The sequence below is a fragment of the Pantoea ananatis PA13 genome (genome assembly GCF_000233595.1).
Classification (GTDB): Bacteria; Pseudomonadota; Gammaproteobacteria; order Enterobacterales; family Enterobacteriaceae; genus Pantoea; species Pantoea ananatis.
The window spans coordinates 3734284-3751578 of record NC_017554.1 but is presented as its reverse complement, the minus strand read 5'-3'; the positions used below and the strand labels follow the sequence as shown (position 1 = coordinate 3751578).

The 17295-nt window shown below is 54.2% G+C and carries 17 protein-coding genes; 8 read left to right on the top strand and 9 right to left on the bottom strand.

Annotated features, from left to right (window positions below; translation table 11 throughout):
• The first annotated feature begins 4 nt into the window (after window positions 1–4).
• From ftsZ to mutT, 5 genes are all read left to right on the top strand, one after another.
• Window positions 5–1159 carry a cell division protein FtsZ gene (ftsZ, locus tag PAGR_RS17825; RefSeq protein ID WP_013024618.1) on the top strand — a complete coding sequence of 385 codons (1155 nt, stop codon included), beginning with the start codon at window positions 5–7 and terminating at the stop codon, window positions 1157–1159.
• A 101-nt stretch (window positions 1160–1260) separates the two neighbouring features.
• The gene (gene lpxC / locus PAGR_RS17820) at window positions 1261–2178 is read left to right on the top strand and encodes a UDP-3-O-acyl-N-acetylglucosamine deacetylase (RefSeq protein ID WP_013024619.1); all 918 of its coding nucleotides are present in this window, start codon (window positions 1261–1263) and stop codon (window positions 2176–2178) included.
• A 290-nt stretch (window positions 2179–2468) separates the two neighbouring features.
• A complete protein-coding gene (gene secM / locus PAGR_RS17815; protein ID WP_014606586.1) occupies window positions 2469–2975 on the top strand; it encodes a secA translation cis-regulator SecM in 507 nt (168 codons plus the stop codon).
• Window positions 2976–3046: 71 nt separating this feature from the next.
• Window positions 3047–5752, top strand: coding sequence for a preprotein translocase subunit SecA (gene secA / locus PAGR_RS17810; protein ID WP_014606585.1), 2706 nt, complete (start codon window positions 3047–3049; stop codon window positions 5750–5752).
• 137 nt (window positions 5753–5889) lie between these two features.
• Window positions 5890–6285, top strand: coding sequence for an 8-oxo-dGTP diphosphatase MutT (mutT, locus tag PAGR_RS17805; protein WP_013024622.1), 396 nt, complete (start codon window positions 5890–5892; stop codon window positions 6283–6285).
• A gap of 31 nt (window positions 6286–6316) precedes the next feature.
• On the opposite strand, the gene yacG is transcribed toward mutT, so the two are convergent.
• The 3 genes from yacG to coaE are packed head-to-tail and all read right to left on the bottom strand — an operon-like array spanning window position 6317 to window position 7887.
• Window positions 6317–6514 (bottom strand): DNA gyrase inhibitor YacG, encoded by a 198-nt coding sequence (gene yacG, locus PAGR_RS17800; protein WP_014606584.1) that lies wholly within the window; start codon window positions 6512–6514, stop codon window positions 6317–6319.
• A gap of 8 nt (window positions 6515–6522) precedes the next feature.
• Entirely contained in the window at window positions 6523–7266 is a 744-nt protein-coding gene (gene zapD, locus PAGR_RS17795; protein ID WP_013024624.1) for a cell division protein ZapD, read from the bottom strand.
• A 3-nt stretch (window positions 7267–7269) separates the two neighbouring features.
• Window positions 7270–7887, bottom strand: coding sequence for a dephospho-CoA kinase (coaE, locus tag PAGR_RS17790; protein WP_014606583.1), 618 nt, complete (start codon window positions 7885–7887; stop codon window positions 7270–7272).
• A gap of 225 nt (window positions 7888–8112) precedes the next feature.
• Here coaE and PAGR_RS17785 point away from each other — a divergent pair, with 225 nt between their 5' ends.
• Window positions 8113–9153, top strand: coding sequence for a GMP reductase (locus PAGR_RS17785; RefSeq protein WP_014606582.1), 1041 nt, complete (start codon window positions 8113–8115; stop codon window positions 9151–9153).
• Between the two features lie 40 nt (window positions 9154–9193).
• Here the strand turns inward: PAGR_RS17785 and hofC are convergent, their stop codons facing one another.
• From hofC to nadC, 4 genes are all read right to left on the bottom strand, one after another.
• Window positions 9194–10393: a protein transport protein HofC gene (gene hofC, locus PAGR_RS17780; RefSeq protein ID WP_014606581.1), complete on the bottom strand. Its 1200-nt coding sequence runs from the start codon at window positions 10391–10393 to the stop codon at window positions 9194–9196.
• Window positions 10386–11771 (bottom strand): type II secretion system protein GspE, encoded by a 1386-nt coding sequence (gene gspE, locus PAGR_RS17775; protein WP_026021064.1) that lies wholly within the window; start codon window positions 11769–11771, stop codon window positions 10386–10388. The genes hofC and gspE overlap by 8 nt, the downstream gene beginning before the upstream one ends.
• Window positions 11758–12213, bottom strand: a complete 456-nt coding sequence (ppdD, locus tag PAGR_RS17770) for a prepilin peptidase-dependent pilin (RefSeq protein WP_014606580.1) — start codon at window positions 12211–12213, stop codon at window positions 11758–11760. Before ppdD ends, gspE begins: the two co-directional genes overlap by 14 nt.
• Window positions 12214–12390: 177 nt before the next feature.
• Window positions 12391–13287, bottom strand: a complete 897-nt coding sequence (nadC, locus tag PAGR_RS17765; RefSeq protein WP_014606579.1) for a carboxylating nicotinate-nucleotide diphosphorylase — start codon at window positions 13285–13287, stop codon at window positions 12391–12393.
• A 197-nt stretch (window positions 13288–13484) separates the two neighbouring features.
• Here nadC and ampD point away from each other — a divergent pair, with 197 nt between their 5' ends.
• Entirely contained in the window at window positions 13485–14036 is a 552-nt protein-coding gene (gene ampD / locus PAGR_RS17760) for a 1,6-anhydro-N-acetylmuramyl-L-alanine amidase AmpD (protein WP_014592923.1), read from the top strand.
• A gap of 16 nt (window positions 14037–14052) precedes the next feature.
• Window positions 14053–14907 carry a beta-lactamase regulator AmpE gene (gene ampE, locus PAGR_RS17755; RefSeq protein ID WP_013024632.1) on the top strand — a complete coding sequence of 285 codons (855 nt, stop codon included), beginning with the start codon at window positions 14053–14055 and terminating at the stop codon, window positions 14905–14907.
• On the opposite strand, the gene PAGR_RS17750 is transcribed toward ampE, so the two are convergent.
• The gene (locus PAGR_RS17750; RefSeq protein ID WP_014606578.1) at window positions 14889–15848 is read right to left on the bottom strand and encodes a glycoside hydrolase family 43 protein; all 960 of its coding nucleotides are present in this window, start codon (window positions 15846–15848) and stop codon (window positions 14889–14891) included. The genes ampE and PAGR_RS17750 overlap by 19 nt on opposite strands.
• Window positions 15845–17248 carry a glycoside-pentoside-hexuronide (GPH):cation symporter gene (locus PAGR_RS17745; protein ID WP_014606577.1) on the bottom strand — a complete coding sequence of 468 codons (1404 nt, stop codon included), beginning with the start codon at window positions 17246–17248 and terminating at the stop codon, window positions 15845–15847. Before PAGR_RS17745 ends, PAGR_RS17750 begins: the two co-directional genes overlap by 4 nt.
• Between the last annotated feature and the right edge of the window lie 47 nt (window positions 17249–17295).

The window sequence follows — 17295 nt, the reverse complement described above, 5'->3', positions numbered from 1 at the left end:
AATCATGTTTGAACCTATGGAATTAACCAATGACGCGGTGATTAAAGTCATCGGCGTCGGCGGTGGCGGTGGCAACGCCGTAGAGCACATGGTACGCGAGCGTATCGAAGGTGTGGAATTCTTCGCTGTGAATACCGACGCGCAGGCGTTGCGTAAAACAGCAGTCGGCCAGACCATCCAGATTGGTAATAACATTACCAAAGGACTGGGAGCGGGTGCGAACCCGGAAGTCGGCCGTAACTCTGCAGAGGAAGATCGCGAAGCACTGCGTTCTGCGCTGGAAGGGGCAGACATGGTGTTCATCGCAGCAGGTATGGGTGGTGGTACCGGTACCGGCGCTGCGCCTGTTGTGGCTGAAGTGGCCAAAGATCTAGGTATTTTGACCGTTGCGGTCGTGACCAAGCCCTTCAATTTTGAAGGCAAAAAGCGCATGGCCTTTGCTGAGCAGGGGATCGCTGAGCTGTCCAAGCACGTGGATTCACTGATCACTATCCCGAACGACAAGCTGTTAAAAGTTCTCGGACGTGGTATTTCCCTGCTCGACGCGTTTGGTGCGGCTAACGACGTGCTGAAAGGTGCCGTACAGGGGATCGCCGAGCTGATTACCCGTCCTGGCTTGATGAACGTGGACTTTGCTGACGTACGTACCGTGATGTCAGAAATGGGTTACGCGATGATGGGTTCAGGCGTGGCTTGTGGTGAAGACCGTGCAGAAGAAGCCGCTGAGATGGCGATCTCCAGTCCACTGCTGGAAGATATCGACCTCTCTGGTGCGCGCGGCGTGCTGGTCAACATTACTGCGGGCTTCGACCTGCGTCTGGATGAGTTCGAAACCGTGGGTAACACTATCCGCGCCTTCGCTTCAGACAACGCGACCGTTGTAATTGGTACCTCTCTGGATCCAGAGATGAATGACGAACTGCGCGTCACCGTGGTGGCAACTGGTATCGGCATGGATAAGCGTCCAGAGATCACGCTGGTAACGAACAAACCAGCCAGCCAGCCTGTCATGGATCATCGTTACCAGCAGCATGGTATGTCCCCGCTGCCGCAGGAGCAAAAACCTGCTGCGAAAGTGGTAAACGATCAGAGTGCACAGTCAAACAAAGAGCCCGATTACCTTGATATTCCGGCGTTTTTGCGCAAGCAGGCCGACTAGGAATAACCTTATAATTGGGATTTCCCGCTCTTTGTGCTAAAGTGTTCGCCCGCTGGTAACGTATACTGGCGGTCGGAAAGCGATATTGCGAGATAATAACGATGATCAAACAAAGGACATTAAAACGTATTGTTCAGGCGACAGGTGTCGGTTTACATACCGGCAAGAAAGTCAGCCTGACCCTGCGCCCTGCGCCGGCTAATACCGGGGTCATCTATCGTCGCACTGACTTGAATCCACCGGTTGATTTTCCGGCTGATGCAAAATACGTGCGCGACACCATGCTGAGCACCTGCCTGGTGAACGATGAAGGCGTGCGTATTTCGACAGTTGAACACTTAAATGCCGCACTGGCAGGTCTGGGCATTGACAACATTATTGTCGAAGTTGATGCGCCAGAAATCCCAATTATGGACGGCAGTGCAGCGCCTTTCATCTATCTGCTGATGGATGCAGGCATCGAGCAGCTGAACAGCGCGAAGAAATTTGTGCGTGTTAAGCAGACCGTGCGTGTTGAAGACGGTGACAAATGGGCTGAGATCAAACCTTACAACGGTTTCTCGCTTGATTTCACCATTGATTTCAATCACCCGGCTATCGATTCCAGCTCTCAGCGCTACCAGATGAAATTCTCTGCCGAAGCGTTTGTTCGTCAGATCAGCCGTGCACGTACTTTTGGCTTCATGCGTGAAATCGAATATCTGCAGTCTAAAGGCCTGTGCCTGGGCGGTAGTTTAGATTGTGCGATTGGCCTTGATGATTTCCGCGTGCTTAATGAAGAAGGCCTGCGTTTTGAAGACGAGTTTGTGCGTCACAAAATGTTAGATGCCATCGGCGATCTGTTTATGTGTGGCCATAACGTTATTGGCGCGTTTACCGCGTACAAATCGGGTCATGCTCTGAACAACAAACTGCTGCAGGCCGTTTTGGCGAAGCAGGAAGCCTGGGAATGGGCGACCTTCGAAGACGAAGCTGAATTGCCACTGGCGTTTAAAGCACCTAATCTGGTTCTGGCCTGATATCGGCTCAGAACGTAAAAACGGCTGGTTGCGCTGACACTCTCTCCGGTCAGTTGCACCAGCCGTTTTTTATTGCCTCGCCATTCATTTCCGCTTGCTGCGACAGCATTCTCCGCTCAGAACGACCAATTGCTGAATTGCTGCACAATCGCGCGCGATTTCTCCCACTGTCGCACTAAACTCAGGTGTCGCCGCGCCACATTAGTGTTACTATCTCTGGCGCTTTTACAGGCTGCATGCTGCTGAAAACAGCAGTGAATAATTAAAATGTTATGCGCAATGGAACAATTGTGATCGGAATTTTTCTACGCTGGCGACAAATAGGTAGACGCTATTTCTGGCCTCATTTCCTCCTGGGAATGGTGGCGGCCAGTCTTGGCTTGCCGGCGTGTGCGCAAACCACTGAACTCAATACGGCATCCGAAGCCTCAGCCAGTAGCCTGTTCATTGGCAATGCCGTCCGTTTTGATCATTTGATCCGTCTTCAGGAAGCCTCGCGACGCCCTAGTTTTACGGTTGACTACTGGCACCAGCATGCCATTCGCACGGTTATCCGCCATCTCTCTTTCACGTTAACGCCACAGGCGCAGGCGGAAGAGCAGGTGCATCCGCTGGCCGCACAAAAGCTGGCGTTGATTGATTCCCTTCATGCGTTATTAACGTCTCAGGCGGCACAGTCCGGCATCCCTGTTGGTTTGTCTCCGCAACCTCTTCCTGCTGCTCCGGTATCCTCACAGGCTGACGGACACGGCAAAGTGCACGGTATCCGTGCCGGACCCGCGCCATTGTTCTGCTAATCTTTGTGCTTTAAATCCCATTTTAGATTTCGCAGTCCGGGTGACCCGGCTGAATTGAGAATATATTTATTATGTTAATCAAAATGTTGACCAAAGTTTTTGGTAGCAGCAACGATCGTACTTTGCGCCGTATGCGTAAAAACGTTGATATCATCAACAAGATGGAGCCGGAATTCGAAGCGCTCTCTGATGAAGAACTGAAAGCCAAAACTGAGCTGTTCCGTGAGCGCCTGAAAAAAGGGGAATCACTCGAAAGCCTGATTCCTGAAGCTTTTGCGACGGTACGTGAAGCCAGTAAGCGTGTGTTTGGCATGCGCCACTTCGACGTGCAGCTGATTGGCGGGATGGTGCTGAATAACCGCTGTATTGCAGAGATGCGCACCGGTGAAGGTAAAACCCTGACGGCAACCCTGCCAGCCTATTTGAACGCGTTAACCGGAAAAGGCGTACACGTCGTTACCGTCAACGATTATCTGGCCCAGCGTGATGCGGAAAATAACCGCCCCCTGTTTGAGTTCCTTGGCCTGAGCGTCGGGATCAACATGTCAGGCCTGCCTTCCGCCGCCAAACGTGAAGCTTATGCCGCAGACATTACTTACGGTACCAACAACGAATACGGTTTCGACTACCTGCGTGACAACATGGCGTTCAGCCCTGACGAGCGCGTACAGCGTAAGCTGCACTATGCACTGGTGGATGAGGTTGACTCCATCCTGATTGATGAAGCCCGTACGCCATTAATCATCTCGGGTCCGGCAGAAGACAGTTCAGACCTGTACACCAAAGTGAATAAAATCATTCCTCATCTGATTCGTCAGGAAAAAGAAGACTCAGACAATTTCCAGGGCGAAGGTGACTACTGGGTTGATGAGAAAGCGCGCCAGGCACATATGAGCGAGCGCGGCCTGGTCAAAGTTGAAGAACTGCTGGTGAGCCAGGGCATCATGGTAGAAGGTGAGTCGCTTTATTCACCAACCAATATCATGCTGATGCACCACGTTACCGCTGCGCTTCGCGCCCATGCGCTGTTCACGCGTGACGTTGATTACATCGTCAAAGAGGGTGAAGTTGTCATTGTTGATGAGCACACGGGTCGTACGATGCAGGGCCGGCGTTGGTCAGATGGTCTGCATCAGGCCGTTGAAGCCAAAGAAGGCGTTGAAATTCAAAACGAAAACCAGACGCTGGCGTCAATCACCTTCCAGAATTACTTCCGCCTCTATGACAAGCTGGCAGGGATGACCGGTACGGCTGATACAGAAGCGTTTGAGTTCAGTTCCATCTACAAACTCGACACGATTGTTGTCCCGACCAACCGTCCGATGGTGCGTAAAGATCTTGCCGATCTGGTTTATATGACCGAGAAAGAGAAGATTGACGCCATCATCGAAGATATTCGTGAGCGTACGGCTAACGGGCAGCCGGTTCTGGTGGGTACGATCTCCATCGAAAAATCAGAAGTGGTATCGAACGAGCTGACACGTGCAGGCATTAAACACAACGTACTGAATGCTAAGTTTCACGCCCGCGAAGCGGATATCGTGGCGCAGGCTGGTCAACCGGGCGCGGTTACCATCGCGACAAACATGGCGGGCCGTGGTACCGATATCATGCTGGGCGGTAGCTGGCATGCGGACGTTGCCGAGCTTGAAAACCCAACCGATGCGCAAATCGACGAGATTAAAGCCGCCTGGCAGATTCGTCATGATGCGGTGCTGGCCTCTGGCGGTCTGCATATCGTGGGTACTGAGCGCCATGAATCTCGCCGTATCGATAACCAGCTGCGCGGTCGTGCAGGCCGTCAGGGTGACGCCGGTTCTTCACGCTTCTACCTGTCAATGGAAGATGCGCTGATGCGTATCTTTGCTTCGGATCGTGTTTCAAACATGATGCGCAAGCTGGGCATGAAACCTGGCGAGGCCATTGAGCATCCGTGGGTGACCAAAGCGATTGCCAACGCACAGCGTAAAGTGGAAAGCCGTAACTTCGATATTCGTAAGCAGCTGCTGGAATATGACGACGTGGCCAACGATCAGCGTCGTGCTATCTACAGCCAGCGTAATGAACTGCTGGATGTGTCCGATGTATCAGACACTATCAACAGCATTCGCGAAGACGTCTATAAATCCATTATCGACAGCTACATTCCACCTCAGTCGCTGGAAGAAATGTGGGATGTACCGGGCCTTGAAGAGCGCCTGCGTAACGACTTCGATCTGGATCTGCCGATTAGCGAGTGGCTGGACAAAGAACCGGATCTGCATGAAGAGACTCTGCGTGAACGTATCATGACGCACGCGGCCGAAAGTTATGCGGCAAAAGAAGAGATTGTCGGCGCAGAAATGATGCGAAACTTTGAAAAAGGCGTCATGCTGCAAACGCTGGATTCGCTGTGGAAAGAGCACCTGGCCGCAATGGACTATCTGCGTCAGGGCATCCACCTGCGTGGCTATGCGCAAAAAGATCCTAAGCAGGAATATAAGCGTGAATCTTTTGCCATGTTTGCCGCGATGCTGGAAACGCTGAAGTACGAAGTGATCAGCACGCTGAGCAAAGTCCAGGTGCGCATGCCGGAAGAGGTTGAAGCGATGGAGCAACAGCGTCGTGAAGAGGCCGAGCGTCTGGCGCAACAGCAGCATCTGAGCCACGCCAGCGAAGAAATTCTGGCAGCGGAATCTCTTGCGCAGCAGGGTGGTGAGCGCAAAGTGGGGCGTAACGATCCTTGTCCGTGCGGTTCAGGTAAAAAATACAAACAGTGTCACGGTCGTCTGGCCTGATAAGCGGTTAACGAAAAGGAGCCACTGGCTCCTTTTTTTTTACTTTTCCGCTGACCATTAGGCCCCCTGAGCGGTTAACAACCTGCTTAACATGTTTTAGAATCAGCCCTCATTCACCCACTCTTCGGGATATTTTCATGAAGCACCTGCAGGTTGCAGTCGGCATCATTCGTAATGCCAGTAAACAAATTTTCCTTGCCCAGCGTGCGGCTTCTTCCTATATGGCCAATAAATGGGAATTTCCCGGCGGCAAAATTGAAGCCGGTGAGAGCGCAGAGGAAGGGCTGGTGCGCGAACTGGCCGAAGAAACCGGGATTGAAGTGACGCAGGCGCGGGCAATTGGCACGAAAGATCACACTTACGATGACCTGCGCGTGACGCTGCACTTTTTTCTGGTGGAAGGCTGGAAAGGAGAACCCTGGGGCAAAGAAGGGCAACCACAGCGTTGGGTCGATCAACAGGCGCTGATCGCCGATGAGTTTCCGGCGGCGAATCATGAGCTAATCGCACGTCTGGTGGCGGGCGAACTTTAACAGAGTGGGGCAACAAAGCCCCACGTCTCACTCAGCGCTCTTCCTCACTCCAGTTGTCGCTGTCGTTTAAATCATCACTGCTGGGAATGCGCTTCTCTTCCGCCGCCCATTCGCCCAGATCGATCAACTGACAGCGTTTACTGCAAAATGGCCGCCACGGACTGAGTTCATCCCAAATCACCGTTTTACCGCACTGTGGACATTCCACCGTCATTATCTCTTCCTGCATGTTCACCTCTAACAACAGGCCAGTTGGAAATTCAGGCGCGCAGGCACTTCGCCGCGCTCACTGTCCAATGGCATAAAACGAATCGCAAAACGGCTTTTATGGCCTGAAACCTGAGGATACAGCGCATCCTCCATTTCCAGCTGCAGCCGCAGTAAATCAGCGCCTTCAGCATTATCCTGGTAAAACCCGTTCAAACTGGTTTGTAAACGGTAGGTGCCTGACTGGCGAATCAAATCCAGCAACATCGCCAGCGTACTGTGCAGCGGGATAAGCGTTTCCATCCAGCGCGTCACCTGCGCGTCGCGCGTCGCCTGGGGCAGGTGCAGCCAGATGTGCAGGCCGGGTAAATCAAAGCTACAGCATCCGCCGGGAATGCTGAGTCGCTGGCGCACCAGGGCAATCAGACGATCTTCCCGCAGCTGCTGGCCCATTCGTGGGGCGCTGTTAAGCAAAACAGACTGCGCTTTGAGTTTGTCACGCAATGCATCGACCACGGACATATCGACACCGGGGACATCCGCCCAGGCGCGCAGTTTCGTTTGCTGGCGTTCAAGTTCTTTCAGCAACTCGGTGCGCATGTCGCCGCGCTCGAAGATATCCAGTAATTCGCCAACCAGGCGAAAAAAAGTCAGTGCCGTGGCGGTGTTTTCCAGCGGCATAATGTCATGCAGCTGGTCGATCAAAAATTCCACGCGCAGCCAGGTACGCATTTTTTCATTCAGTGGATGTTCAAACAGAACGACTGTACTCATGGGTTAATCCTGTCTCGTTGCCGCAAGCTTTAGATAAAGCTGATGAAGCTTGGCAACCTGGGGTAGCGCCTTTTCAGGTGCGCCACTGTTATCAATAATATCGTCAGCACAGTCAAGGCGCTGTTGGCGAGTGGCCTGTGCTGCAAGAATACGTTTAGCCTGCTCAAGAGAAACATTATCGCGCTGCAGCGTTCGTCTGAGCTGCGTCTCTTCGTCGGTATCGACCACCAGCACGCGATCGGCCTGGCGCTGCAGCCGGTTTTCGACCAGCAAGGGCACGACCCACAAAACATAAGGTGAGGCCGCCTGAGCTTTAAGCTGTTGCGTCCGGGCATTAATAAGCGGGTGAAGCAGCGCGTTTAACCAGTTTTTCTCATCGGGCGTCGCAAAGATGATTTCTCTAAGCCGTGAACGTTGCAAGGTTCCCTGTTCGGTCAATATCGCATCGCCATAGCGTTCGATAATGGCCTGAAGCGCTGGCGTGCCGGGTTCAACGACTTCGCGTGCAATGACATCCGCATCAATGATATCGACACCGGACGCAGCAAAATACCCGGCAATCGTACTTTTACCGCTGCCAATTCCGCCAGTCAGCGCCACGGTGTAGGGGGGATTTCTCACTCGAACTCTCTTAGTCGGTCAGTATCACGCAGGTCAACGCGTCGTTACAGGATAAAATGCGTGCCGGATCACACTAAAAATCCGCATCTGAATGTAATGGATTGTAGCGTAAATAAAGTGAAATTCGCAGTCTTGTTGCGGCCGGAATGGCGCGTATCATGAGACAGGGAAAACCCTGATGGTGTCATGTACGGCAGTGTATAACCTCTTACCAGGACACGATGTATGCGCATTGAAGAAGATTTGAAACTGGGATTTAAAGACGTACTGATTCGCCCCAAGCGCTCCACGCTGAAAAGTCGCTCACAGGTTGAGCTGGATCGCCGCTTCACCTTTAAGCATTCCGGTCTGAGCTGGAGCGGCGTCCCGGTTATCGCCGCCAATATGGATACCGTTGGCACCTTTATGATGGCTGAGGCGCTGGCGGGTTTTCATCTTTTAACGGCCGTCCATAAGCATTACAGCGTGGAAGAGTGGCGGGCCTTTGTTCAGCGCGTGCCGGGTTCTGTACTGAACTGTGTCATGGTTTCAACCGGTACCTCGGATGCCGATCTCAATAAACTGATTGCGATCATGGCGATCTCCGATGCGCTGCAATTTATCTGCATCGACGTCGCCAACGGCTACTCTGAACACTTTGTTGATTTCCTGAAGCGTGCCCGTGAAACGTTTCCCGGCAAGACAATCTGCGCGGGTAACGTGGTAACCGGTGAGATGGTGGAAGAGCTCATCCTGTCTGGGGCGGATATCGTCAAAGTGGGCATTGGGCCTGGCTCAGTTTGCACCACGCGAGTCAAAACGGGTGTCGGCTATCCCCAGCTTTCTGCGGTTATTGAATGTGCCGATGCAGCGCACGGTCTGAGCGGTCAGATCGTCAGCGACGGTGGCTGCAGCGTACCCGGCGATATCGCAAAAGCCTTTGGTGGTGGCGCAGACTTCGTCATGTTGGGCGGCATGCTGGCGGCGCATGATGAGTGCGAAGGTCGTATAACAGAAGAAAACGGTGAGCGTTTCATGCTGTTCTACGGCATGAGTTCAGAATCGGCCATGAAGCGTCATGCCGGTAGCGTCGCAGAATACCGCGCGGCCGAAGGCAAAACGGTGAAGCTTCCGTTGCGCGGGCCGGTAGAGGAAACCCTCCGCGATATCCTTGGTGGTCTTCGTTCTGCCTGCACCTATGTTGGCGCTGAGCGTCTGAAAGAGTTAACCAAGCGCACCACCTTTATTCGGGTCGCCGAGCAGGAAAACCGAACCTTTAATCGTTAAGGTTGCCTGCTGCGTATGCAGTAAGGGCTATACAGCGCCTTTACTGCATCGCTTCTCCCAGCCCAAACACCGGCAAATACATGGCAATCACCAGCGTGCCAACGATGCCGCCAATCACCACCATCATGACAGGCTCCAGCGAGGCGGCAAGGTTATCAGCCCGCATCAGCGTTTGCCCTTCATGCCATTCAGCCAGGCGCGCCAGCATCACATCCAGTGCGCCAGCCTCTTCCCCCACGCGAATCAACTGGCTGCAGAGCGGACTAAATAAGGGATGATTGCTCAGCGCCAGATACAGGGGATTACCCTGCGCAATGTGGTTCTGTAGCAGCCTGATGGCGTCCTGCCACAGTCGCGAGGACAGGGTGACTTTCGCTGCCTCAAGTCCCTGTAGCAGCGTGAGTCCAGCCTGCTGCGTCAACTGGAGAACGCTGTAGATTTGTGTCAGCTGATTGCCCTGCCATAGCCCGCCAACGATCGGAATGTGCATCAAAACGCGCTGCTCGCGCCGCTGCCAGTTTTCAGAACGCCGCCGCCACTGTTGCCACCCTGCGACCAGCAGAATAATCAATCCACTTAGCGGGAATCCCCATGCCTGTAATCGCTCAGAGAGGCCGATCACGGCCGCAGTGAACGCAGGCAAGGGAGCATTGAAGGAAGCATACACGGAAACAAACTCCGGCAAGACGAACAGCAGCATGCCGCAGGTAACGGTCAGTGCGACGGCCAGAATAAACAGCGGATAGCGCAGCGCCTTGATCACCTTGCTCCGCAAATGTTGCTGGCGCGTTTGCTGCTGTGCCAGCTGCTCGCAGCAGACATCCAACTGGCCCGTCAGCTCACCCACCTCCATGAGCGCCGGGTAAAGCGGGGGAAATATTTGCGGCCACTGTCGTAAGGCGCTGGAAAAAGGTTCGCCCGCTAATATCTGATGTTGTAGGGCCAGCATCAAGGCTCGCCAGGGCGCCTGCGAATGTCCTTCGGCAAGCAGGCTCAGGCTTTGTGACAGAGGAAGGCCTGCCTTAAGCAGCGTGGCGAGCTGGCGAATCAAATCAATTTTGTGCTGCCACTTCCAGTCTCTTCGCCGCATCACCTTTCCCCGCGTCCAACTGACGGGCAGTAAATGACGCTGTGCCAGGTCAGAAAACAACGTCTCGCCGTCAGGCGCAAGATGGTGGCCCGTTTGCAACCTTCCGCTGCCGTCTACCGCATGCCAGCGATACACATAAAGGCTAGTCATTATCCAGTCCGACAACGCGCTGCATTTCTTCCAGGGAGGTATCCCCACGGCTGACGGCTTCAAGACCCGACGCCAGCAGGGTGCGCATGCCCTGCTGTTTTGCCAGACTCAGCAAGCCCTCAAGTGGCATTTCGGCGGCAATGGCGTTTTGTAACTTAGCCGTTATGGGCAGTAATTCAAACAAGGCCAGCCGACCAAAATAACCGGAGAAGCAGTGATCGCAGCCCGGCGCCCGCCAGGTTTGTAACGTTCCGGGCCAAAGTGAGGCGGGAAAGTGGGCAACCGCCTGTGCTGGCTTACGGCAGTGAGGGCACAAACGCCTGACCAGCCGCTGGGCAACGATCAGACGAAGTGCGGAACCCAGCAGATAACCGGGAATGCCCATTTGACGCAAGCGCGTCAGCGTTTCCGCTGTCGAGTTAGTATGCAGGGTAGAGAGAACCAGATGACCGGTCTGAGCTGCCTTAACGGCAATCTCCGCCGTCTCGCCGTCACGTATTTCACCGACCATCATCACGTCCGGATCCTGACGTAACAGGGCGCGTAACACGCGATTAAAATCAAGGCCATACTTTGGATTAATCTGGGTCTGGTTGATACCGGGGAGAGGGATTTCAACAGGATCTTCCACGCTGCAGACATTCTTATCAGGCTGGTTGATCGCGCTCAGGCCACTGTAAAGCGTGAAGGTTTTGCCACTCCCGGTAGGGCCCGTTACCAAAATCAGCCCTTGTGGCTGCCTGAGCGCGGCGGTCAGAAGGCGTAACTGCGCGGTGGGTAATCCCAGCTTGTCCAGCGACAAGGCCGCGCCCTCACTCTGAAGCAGGCGAACGACGGCTTTTTCGCCGCCCTGAACGGGCAGGGTAGAGAGCCGAAAAGAGGCCGATTTTCCGTCAATGTCACAACTAAACTGTCCGTCCTGAGGCAGGCGCCGTTCGGCAATATCCAGACCGGCCAGAATTTTCAGTCGTGCCAGCAGCGCAGCCGGTTGTGTATCAAACTGCAGGGGGAGAGGATGCAGGACCCCGTCAATCCGCAGGCGAATACGCAGAGTGCTCTGATAAGGTTCGATATGAATATCCGATGCACGACGCAGAGTTGCCTGGCGCAAAAGCTGACTGGCCGTATCAATGGTCGATTCGCCGGGAGCTTTTTCATTGGCCACCAAAGGTTTACGCATCGATTCAAACTGTTCTATCCGGGCACGAGGCCAGCACTCCACCTCTGCCTGACACTGGCTGGCAAACTGTAATGCCTCCATCAGGCCCGCCGGGACGCTTTCAGGAACGGCAAGGCGCAAGTGTGTCGCACTGTGCTCAAGGACAATCGCCCGAAAGCGCTGGCAGATGAGCGCAATCGCATCATCAGACGTGGGCATAGGCACCTCCCCGATCGGCAAAGCGGAACTGCTCCTGACAATTATCACGTAGCGTGGTATTAGCGCTGGTACAGGTGCGCTGCCACTGAATGCTGCCTTCATTGCTGTCCCACACGGGCAGCATTTCAACGCTTAGCCCGTTAAGGCTTTCCTGTCCGGTCAGGGTGATCGTGCCGTTCACGACGGTGACCGCTGAAACATACCGTGATGTTGTGCCTTGCGGAATCCCTCGCTGCCCGGCCTGGCAGGCGTCCGGGCCGCCGCGTTCAATGGCGCAAAGCTCAACCGCCGTTTTAAACGGCACCATCGTTTGCAGCATGTCGGTCAGCGCGGCGCGCTGCAGATAATTTTGGTAGGCGGGCAACCCAATAGCGCTGAGTATTGCCACGATGCCGACCACAATCATTAACTCGACCAGCGTGAATCCACGTTGAGAGATCATTGCATTACCTCCTGAATAAGAAGGTCGCAGTTTAAAAAGCCTGTGATGGCGTTAACAGCAGCAAAAGGAAAGAGTGGAAAAGGGCAGGCAGTAAATACAGCGGGTTACAGCAATACAGCGGTTACGCTGGAAGAAATAGCACAAAACAGGCCGTGCCAAGCGGCACGGCACAAGCTGTTATTTAGCGTCAAAGCGCATAGAAAGATCAAGGGCATGGACATGTTTAGTCAGTGCGCCGACGGAAACATAGTCCACACCGGTCTGAGCAATCTCCTGGATCGTCGTTTCGGTCACGTTGCCTGAGACTTCCAGCAGCGCACGGCCCTCGGTTATCTTCACCGCCTCGCGCATCTCATCCAGCGTGAAGTTGTCCAGCATGACGATGTCGGCCGACGCCGTAAGCGCGTCCTGTAGCTCCTTTAACGACTCAACTTCGACTTCGACCGGTACATCCGGATAGAGCCAGGAGGCTTTTTCCACGGCCTCGCGAATCGAACCACTGGCAATGATATGATTTTCTTTAATCAAAAAGGCATCTGACAGACCCAGACGGTGATTGCTGCCGCCACCGCACAGCACCGCATATTTCAAAGCTGTGCGCAGCCCTGGTAGGGTTTTGCGTGTATCCAGAAGCTGAGTCTGTGTGCCTTCCAGCAGCGCAACATAGCGACGGACTTCGGTGGCAACGCCAGACAGCGTTTGCACAAAGTTCAGGGCGGTGCGTTCGGCGGTGAGCAACAGGCGGGCAGGGCCCTCGATTTCAAACAGCAGTTGATCCGGCGTAAGCGTTTGGCCATCTTCCACGTGCCATGTCAGCGCGGTATAGGCACCCAACTGGTTGAAGACTTCCTCTACCCAGCGTTTACCACAAAAAACACCGGCTTCGCGGGTAATCACCCGGGCGTGGGCGCGACTTTCGGCGGGCAACAGTTGGGCGGTAATATCCCGTTCGCTGTCTACCTCACCGCCAAGATCTTCCTGTAATGCGCGTGCGACCGTTTCAGGAATATCATTTTCAATACGTTCAAGCAGCGCACTCCGGCGACTGTCAGGATCATAGCGACGCACAGACATAGCGTTCAGCTCCAGCAAAAGACAGATAACAGTGGGATTACCATATCCTGGATAACAAAGCGGTGCCAGCCCCGAGGGGATTTTTGTTTAGTATACTTAACAAACGGGCGAGAGTGAGGAGGGCGCGGCGCATTTTGGCGCAATAATGCCTTAGAATTCATGCTATTCTCAATTCGACTTCGCGATGAGAAATCAGTATGAAATTAGAACATGGATGGCTGACCGGTGTGCGCCAGGTACCGTCACCCCACTGTAATGAACGGCCGCACAACGAGGCGCCCTCTCTTCTGGTCATTCATAATATCAGCCTGCCGCCTGGCGAATATGGCGGGCCGTGGATCGATAAACTGTTCACGGGCACACTGCCCTCAGACGCGCATCCCTACTTTGCTGATATCGCGCATTTGCGCGTTGCAGCCCACTGCTTAATTCGTCGTGATGGCGAGATTGTGCAATATGTTCCTTTTGATCAACGCGCCTGGCATGCAGGCATATCGCAGTTTGAAGGGCGGGAAAACTGCAACGACTTTTCCATCGGTATCGAGCTGGAAGGAACGGACGTTGAGCCCTATACCGAAGCGCAATACCACGCGCTGCATCAGGTCACGCAAATTTTGTTACAGCACTATCCGATAACGCCTGCTCGCATTACCGGACACAGCGACATTGCACCGGGACGTAAAACCGATCCCGGACCGGCGTTTAACTGGCAATATTATCTGCAGCGGTTACCGCAACAAAAATCGTGATTCATCTGGAGTAACTATGACGTTATTTACCTTGTTACTGGTTTTAGGTTGGGAGCGGCTGTTTAAGCTGGGAGAGCACTGGCAACTGGATCATCGGCTTGAACCTGTTTTTCGTCGCCGTCGGCAGGTTTCCCTCATGCGTACTCTTTTGATGTTGTTGGTCGTGATGGCATTGACCGCGCTGGTGGTGTGGAGCCTGAAAGGGATTCTGTTTGGGATCCCGCAGCTTGTGTTCTGGATTGTGGTGGGATTACTGTGCATCGGTGCCGGTGTGGTGCGTCAGCATTATCATGCCTATCTGCAGGCGGCGAGTCGGGATGAGGCGGCCGCGCATCAGGCGATGGCGGCAGAACTGACCTTGATCCACGGCGTGCCGGTTGAATGCAGCGAACGCGAATTTTTACGCGAGTTACAAAACGCCCTTATCTGGATTAACTTTCGTTTCTATCTGGCGCCAATGTTCTGGTTTGTGGTGGGCGGCGCATGGGGGCCAGTTTTACTGGTCGGCTACGCCTTTTTACGGGCCTGGCAAAGCTGGTTGGCAAAACACGGTACGCCAATGGCGCGCGCGCAATCAGGCGTAGACACGCTTTTGCATCTGGTTGACTGGATCCCGGTCCGCCTGGCGGGCGTTGCCTATGCGCTGCTGGGGCATGGTGAAAAAGCGTTGCCTGCCTGGTTTGCATCATTAACCGACAGGCATCGCTCTCAATACCATGTGCTGACGACGCTGGCGCAGTTTTCACTGGCCCGCGATCCTCATACCGATAAGGTTGCTACGCCACGTGTTGCGGTGGCGCTGGCAAAACGCATTTCACTGGTATTAGTGGTGGTCGTGGCGCTCTTGACCATTTACGGGACGCTGGTGTGATCCGCAGGTGGCACGCCAAAATCCGGTGTGCCATCTTCACGCCAGTAAAAATATTTCAGGCGCGTGTGGCGGTTGCCATCCCACAGTGGATCCCCTTCAATTTCCGTGTAGTTGCGCGCATGGTAGACCAGCAGATCCCGCCCCGCTTCATCCTGGGTAAAACAGCTGTGCCCAGGGCCGTACTGGCGGTTCTCCCAACTGGTTGAGAATACCGGCCGCGCTGACTTCTGCCAGGCCAGGGCATTAAGCGGATCGGCATCACGCGGAATCGACAGCAGGCCCATACAATAATTCTCATCCGTTGCGCTGGCGGAATAGGTAATAAAAAGCCGATCGCCATGCACTATCGCCGCCGCCCCTTCATTAACACTAAAGCCTGCGCACTCCCATTCATATTCCGGACGGCTCAGCATGACCGGTTTACCTTTAAGCGTCCATGGGTTGCGCAGCTCCGCAAGATAGAGGTTGGAATTGCCCGGAATGCCGGGATCTTTCTGCGCCCATAAATACCAGTTTTTACCCTGATGAACGAAGTGAGTGGCATCCAGCGAGAAGCTGTCGATATGGCTCAAAACCTGGCGTACAGGCTGCCAGCGGCCGCTGAGCGGATCCTCACCCTCGCAAACCAGCGCATACATGCGGTGCTGAAACAGCCCGTCTTTGATGTCACGCGAGGGCGCTGCGGCAAAATAGATGACCCATTGACCGTCAATGTGATGCAGCTCCGGCGCCCAAATCAGCTCGCTGAAGGGACCGATATCGGGCTTGTGCCAGATCACCACCGGCTCCGCGTGGCGTAAGTCCATTAGCGTACTGGCGCGTCGGATTTCCAGACGATCGTATTCCGGCACAGAGGCAATAAAGTAGTAGTGCTCTCTGTGGCGCAGGATAAAAGGATCGGCACGTCGTTCGATAAAGGGGTTCGGCCAGTGTTCACTCATTTCAGTGCTCCTGTCTGGATCTCGCTCAGCGGCTGGTTGCTGCCCGACTGTGCCGCGATGCGACGCAGGGCAAGATCGCGTTGGATGGTTTGCATTAAGGTACGATCCACTTTCATCAGTCGTACTACGCCCGCGGTGATCAAATAGCCGATGCCAGGAATAACGGTAAACAGCAGCACGATGCCGTTAATCGCCTGGGCGGATTGCTGCTTAGCTCCCGCATCGTAACCGTAAGCGGAGAGCAGGAACCCCACCATCGCCCCTGCTACCGCTAACCCGACCTTGAGAAAGAACAGGTTGCCTGAAAAGCTGATACCCGTGATGCGCTTGCCAGTTTTCCATTCACCGTAGTCATCCACGTCTGCCATCAGGGACCAGTGCAGGGGGGAAGGAATTTGATGCAGGATATTCAGCAGGAAGTAAGCGATAACGATTGCTACGGTGGCATGAGGATCAAGCCCGTAGAAGCCGCAGGAGAACAGGGCCAGGACAATATTGGTCCAGAAAAAGACTTTCAGCTTGCACCAGCGATCGGTCAGCACTTTGGCCAGCGTACTGCCCAGCATCATGCCCACCACGCCAAGGCTGATAAACAGCGTCGCAAAGTGCGGCGTTTGGCCCATTACCCAGGTCACGTAATACATGGTCGCCGCCATACGAATAAACCCCGGACACACGTTGCAGAGCGTGAGCAGCAGAATGCGCACCCATTGGTCATTCTTCCAGACATCGCGCAAATCGTGTTTCAGGTCATCATTTGTCGGCACGGCAGGATGAATACGTTCACGGACGTTTGCGAAACAGAACAGGAACATCGCCAGGCCGACCAGGGCCAGTACGCCCATCGCCATTTGGTAGCCGCGCGCTTTATTGTCGCCGCCAAACCACTCTGCCATGGGCAGTAAAGACAGCGAGAGAATCAGCGTGGCAATCCCCACCATCACAAAACGGTACGACTGACAGGATACACGCTCGCCAGGATCGTTAGTGATCACGCCACCCAGCGAGCAGTAGGGGATATTGATCGCGGTGTAGGTCAGGGACATGAAAAAATAGGTCACAAACGCCCAGATAACTTTGCTGTGATAGCTCCAGTCAGGCGTGGTAAACATCAGCACACTGAATATAACGTAGGGCACCGATACCCACAGCAGCCAGGGGCGAAAGCGCCCCCAGCGGCTTTGGGTTCTGTCGGCAATCGCGCCCATTATCGGATCGGTAATGGCATCCAGAATCCGGACGGAGAGTAACAGCACACCGACCAGCGCCGGGGCTAAGCCAAATACGTCGGTATAGAAATAGCTGAGAAATAACATGACGGCACCGCCAATCATGTTGCAGCCGGCATCACCCATGCCGTAACCCAGCTTTTCTCTGAACGAGAGGGTTTTACCTGTCATTAATGTTTCCTGCAGAACAATTAAACAGAAAAGAAGTATTAATGTTT

Excerpts from the sequence above, each read along its gene's own strand:
- ftsZ (WP_013024618.1), top strand. The coding sequence starts at position 5 with ATGTTTGAACCTATGGAATTAACCAATGACGCGGTGATTAAAGTCATC.
- lpxC (WP_013024619.1), top strand. The coding sequence starts at position 1,261 with ATGATCAAACAAAGGACATTAAAACGTATTGTTCAGGCGACAGGTGTC.
- secA (WP_014606585.1), top strand. The coding sequence starts at position 3,047 with ATGTTAATCAAAATGTTGACCAAAGTTTTTGGTAGCAGCAACGATCGT.
- mutT (WP_013024622.1), top strand. The coding sequence starts at position 5,890 with ATGAAGCACCTGCAGGTTGCAGTCGGCATCATTCGTAATGCCAGTAAA.
- yacG (WP_014606584.1), bottom strand. The coding sequence starts at position 6,514 with ATGCAGGAAGAGATAATGACGGTGGAATGTCCACAGTGCGGTAAAACG.
- zapD (WP_013024624.1), bottom strand. The coding sequence starts at position 7,266 with ATGAGTACAGTCGTTCTGTTTGAACATCCACTGAATGAAAAAATGCGT.
- PAGR_RS17785 (WP_014606582.1), top strand. The coding sequence starts at position 8,113 with ATGCGCATTGAAGAAGATTTGAAACTGGGATTTAAAGACGTACTGATT.
- hofC (WP_014606581.1), bottom strand. The coding sequence starts at position 10,393 with ATGACTAGCCTTTATGTGTATCGCTGGCATGCGGTAGACGGCAGCGGA.
- gspE (WP_026021064.1), bottom strand. The coding sequence starts at position 11,771 with ATGCCCACGTCTGATGATGCGATTGCGCTCATCTGCCAGCGCTTTCGG.
- ppdD (WP_014606580.1), bottom strand. The coding sequence starts at position 12,213 with ATGATCTCTCAACGTGGATTCACGCTGGTCGAGTTAATGATTGTGGTC.
- nadC (WP_014606579.1), bottom strand. The coding sequence starts at position 13,287 with ATGTCTGTGCGTCGCTATGATCCTGACAGTCGCCGGAGTGCGCTGCTT.
- ampD (WP_014592923.1), top strand. The coding sequence starts at position 13,485 with ATGAAATTAGAACATGGATGGCTGACCGGTGTGCGCCAGGTACCGTCA.
- ampE (WP_013024632.1), top strand. The coding sequence starts at position 14,053 with ATGACGTTATTTACCTTGTTACTGGTTTTAGGTTGGGAGCGGCTGTTT.
- PAGR_RS17750 (WP_014606578.1), bottom strand. The coding sequence starts at position 15,848 with ATGAGTGAACACTGGCCGAACCCCTTTATCGAACGACGTGCCGATCCT.
- PAGR_RS17745 (WP_014606577.1), bottom strand. The coding sequence starts at position 17,248 with ATGACAGGTAAAACCCTCTCGTTCAGAGAAAAGCTGGGTTACGGCATG.